The sequence below is a fragment of the Paracoccus sp. TRP genome (genome assembly GCF_000185925.1).
Taxonomy (GTDB): Bacteria; Pseudomonadota; Alphaproteobacteria; order Rhodobacterales; family Rhodobacteraceae; genus Paracoccus; species Paracoccus kondratievae.
Genome location: NZ_AEPN01000093.1, coordinates 1 through 3,771, shown reverse-complemented (window position 1 = coordinate 3,771; position 3,771 = coordinate 1). Strand labels below are relative to the sequence as shown.

The window sequence follows — 3,771 nt, the reverse complement described above, 5'->3', positions numbered from 1 at the left end:
GCCCACAATCACCCAACTTGGCAATGCCGATAGCGCAGCCCCTTATGGATCCCCATGAGATGGGCCATGCGCATCCTCAGGTCCCGGTCGATCCGACCGATCTCGCCATCCTTCCAGCGCGCCCAGGTCCGGGCCGCCATACCACCGAGAAGGGTTCTCGCCTCGGCATCGGTCAGGCCCCAGGCGCGAAACAGATTGACCGTGGTGCGCGCCAGCGCCCCGGCCTCCTCGTCCGTGATGACAGGGCTTCCTAGCCGGGTCGGAGTCGCGGCAATGGGGTGTAGCTGCATCGGTGCCTCCTGCGACTGGCGTTAATATAACAACTATTTGCCAGATGGCAATGCGCAATCACCAGCATAATCACGCTTGGCGCTGAGCGGCGACCCACTATGCGCGTCGCCGACCGCCCCGGCGATGCAGCCCCTTCGAAGTGATCCAGCACGAGACCGTTGAGCAGGACCACCCATGCGAGCTTTGTGCTTGACGCTCTCGAACAGGCCCTGCACGGACGCCGGCACGTTCATCAACTCACCTCCCGGGGTCCATGCCTTCGCGGTCGAAGTGCCGGGCGACTGCGGTCCTGGTCGTTTGGTCCCCTTGCGGCTGCCCCAGACCTGCCTGGCCCGGCGCCATCGGGAGATTTCCAGCCGTTGCCCCGGGGCGCCCATCACCGGCATCGTCGACGGCAAGTGTCCCCGCCTGCGCCCCAGGCGCGACATGCTCATGGACGAAAGCGCAAGGCGCGCGCGCCTATCCCGGGATCTGGGTCACGAATTTGGTAACCAGATAGGCGTCGATCGCCTCGGACCCGCCCTCGGTGCCATAGCCGGATTCCCGCACCCCGCCGAACGGCACTTCGGGCAGCGCCAGCCCCAGATGGTTGATCGTGGTCATGCCCGCGTCGATTTCCAGCCCCAGCCGCTGCATGGTTTCGGCCGAGCGGGTGAACCCGTAGGAGGCCAGGCCGAAGGGCAGGCGGTTGGCCTCGGCGATCGCCTCGTCCAGCGAGGTGAAGCGGTTGACCACCGCGACCGGGCCAAAGGGCTCCTCGTGCATGATGCGGGCCGACAGCGGCACCTCGGCCAGCACGGTCGGGGCGAAGAAGTTGCCGCTGTTGCCGATCCTTTCGCCGCCGGTGATCAGCCGCGCGCCCTGCTCCAGCGCATCGGCGACCAGCGCCTGCAGCGCGGCAACGCGGCGGTCGTTGGCCAAGGGCCCCATCTGCACGCCTTCGTCAAAGCCGTTGCCGACGCGCGCCCCGGCCAGCGTGGCGCTGAAATCGTCCAGGAACGGTTCATACGCCGCGCCCTGCACCAGGAAGCGCGTGGGCGAGACGCAGACCTGTCCGGCATTGCGCAGCTTGCTGCCGGCCATGATGCTGGCGGCGCGGGCGATATCGGCATCCTCGCAGACGATGACCGGTGCATGGCCGCCCAGCTCCATGGTGGCGCGCTTCATGTGCTGGCCGGCCAGTGCAGCCAGATGTTTGCCGACCGGGGTCGAGCCGGTGAAGCTGATCTTGCGGATCACCGGATGCGCGATCAGATATTCCGAGATCTCGGCCGGAACCCCATAGACCAGGTTGACAGCCCCCGCGGGCACGCCGGCATCAGCAAAGCAGCGGATCAGCTCGGCCGGCGAGGCCGGGGTTTCCTCGGGCGCCTTGACGATGATCGAACAGCCCGCCGCCAACGCGCCCGACAGCTTGCGCACCACCTGGTTGATCGGAAAGTTCCAGGGGGTGAAGGCCGCGGCAGGCCCGACCGGCAGCTTCAGCGCCATCTGCGTCACACCCGCCGCGCGCGCGGGGATGATCTGCCCATAGGCGCGCCGCCCCTCTTCGGCGAACCAGTCGATAATGTCGGCGGCGGCCAAGGTCTCGCCCCGCGCCTCGGCCAGCGGCTTGCCCTGTTCGCGCGTCATGATGGCGGCGATGGCATCCGCACGGTCGCGCAGCAGCTCGGCGGCCCGCCGCATGATGCGATAACGCTCAAAGACGCCAGTCGCGGACCACAACCGGAAGCCACGCTCGACCGCACCCAGCGCGTCGTCCAGGTCAGCACGCTCGGCATGGGCCAGCCGGCCGATTTCCTCGCCGGTCGCGGGGTCGGTCACGGCGATGGTGCGGCCGGTGCTGCCGGGCCGCCACTGGCCGTCGATGAACAGCAGCGTGTCGGGATAGGCGGCGGTCATGTCATTCCTTTCGTGGGTTGCGGGATCGGCAACGGGTCAGAGGATCAGCCACGCGGCATATAACCCAGCGCAGCCGAGATGGCATGCGCCGCCTCCAGCACCTGCGGCGCGATGTCCCGCAGTTGCTTGCGCTTGATGCGCGAATCCGGGCCCGACATGCCGATAGCGCCCGCCAGCTCGCCCGAGCGGTTCAGGATCGCGCAGGCGCAGGCGGCGATGCCCTCGCGCCATTCGCCCTCGGGGACAACGGCATAACCCTGTTCGCGGGCAAGCCGGATATCCTCACGCAGCTCGGCCAGCGTGGTGCGGGTGGTGTCGGTATAGCGCACCATCTGCCCTTCGAACCGGTCCAGATAGTCGTCGGGCATCTGCGCCAGCATCGCCTTGCCGGTGGCGACAGTATAGGCGGGGGCGCGGGCGCCGACGCTGGTATGGGCGCGGATGTGATGGGCGCTTTCGATCTTGTCGAGATAGACCACGTCGCTGCCGTCGAGCACCGACAGATGCACGGTCTCTCCGGTCTGTTCGGCCAGGCGCGACATGGCGGGGCGGGCGATCTGGGTCAGGTCCATGCGGCGGATCACATGGCTGCCCAGTTCCCAGATGCGGGTGGTCAGCGCATAACGGCTCTGCGGCGGCACCTGCCGGACGTAGCCCTGCGCGATCAAGGTGGCCAGCAACCGGTGCACGTTGCTTTTCGTCAGCCCGAGTTCGGCGGCAAGATCGGTCACGCCGCGCGGCTCGTCGCTGAGCGCCAGCGCCTCGATCAGGCGCAACCCCTTTACGAATGCCTTGTCCATGTCCCGCCTGGTCTTTTCCTGCTGGCGCGGGCCAAAGCGGCCCGCGCGATTATTATTATACATGGCATGAGGCCGGGGCCGACAACCCGGCCCCTACGTCACCCCGCCAGCAGCGCGTTCAGCTGTTCCTGGCCGTATTCCTCGTTGGTGGTGGTGCCATGGCCCGAGGCGGCGCCCCAGTAATCCGGGCTCCATTCGATGGACTTGGCGAGGTTTTCGGGATTGTTCGCCCAGTATTTGGCGATCTCCGGGTCCGCCGCCTCATAGACCAGCGGCGAGGGCAGCGCGACCGGATAGGCCGAGGTCAGCTGCGCCGCACGTTCTGCATCCAGCCGCCAGGACAGCAGCTTCAGCGCGTTGTCGTAGTTCGGCGCCCCCTTGGGGATCGAGAAGAAGTCGTAGTAGACGAAGCCCTGGTTCCATTCGACCTCAAGCGGCGCGCCCTCGAGCGCCAGGATCGAGGTGGCGCCGGTATAGGCCATGCACAGGTCCGCCTCGCCGTCCAGCAGCAGTTGCGGCGCCTGCGCCGAGGTCGTCCACCATTTCGATACATGCGGCTTGATCTCGGCGATCTTCTTCAGCGCGCGCTCCACGTCGACGGGATAGAGCTCGTCCTTGGGCACGCCGTCGGCCATCAGCGCGGCCTCCATCACGAAGCGGGGCCAGGCGGGCATGCAGCGCCGGCCCGGGAACCTCTCGGTATCCCAGAAATCCGCCCAGCTCTGCGGCTGCTCGCCGGAATAGACATCGGGGCATTGCCAAGTTGTTGTGTCGTGAA

The 3,771-nt window shown here is 67.2% G+C and carries 4 protein-coding genes; all 4 read right to left on the bottom strand.

The window, feature by feature from the left end:
• Positions 1-8: 8 nt before the first annotated feature.
• On the bottom strand, positions 9-290 hold the full coding sequence (locus PARACOCCUSGL_RS21125; RefSeq protein ID WP_010400713.1) for an antitoxin Xre-like helix-turn-helix domain-containing protein: 282 nt from the start codon (positions 288-290) through the stop codon (positions 9-11).
• A gap of 460 nt (positions 291-750) precedes the next feature.
• On the bottom strand, positions 751-2,193 hold the full coding sequence (locus PARACOCCUSGL_RS0119795) for an NAD-dependent succinate-semialdehyde dehydrogenase (protein ID WP_010400709.1): 1,443 nt from the start codon (positions 2,191-2,193) through the stop codon (positions 751-753).
• Between the two features lie 44 nt (positions 2,194-2,237).
• Entirely contained in the window at positions 2,238-3,056 is an 819-nt protein-coding gene (locus PARACOCCUSGL_RS0119790; RefSeq protein ID WP_237701588.1) for an IclR family transcriptional regulator, read from the bottom strand.
• A gap of 35 nt (positions 3,057-3,091) precedes the next feature.
• A partial coding sequence (locus tag PARACOCCUSGL_RS0119785) for an extracellular solute-binding protein (protein WP_010400705.1) occupies positions 3,092-3,771 on the bottom strand: 680 nt, incomplete at its 5' end.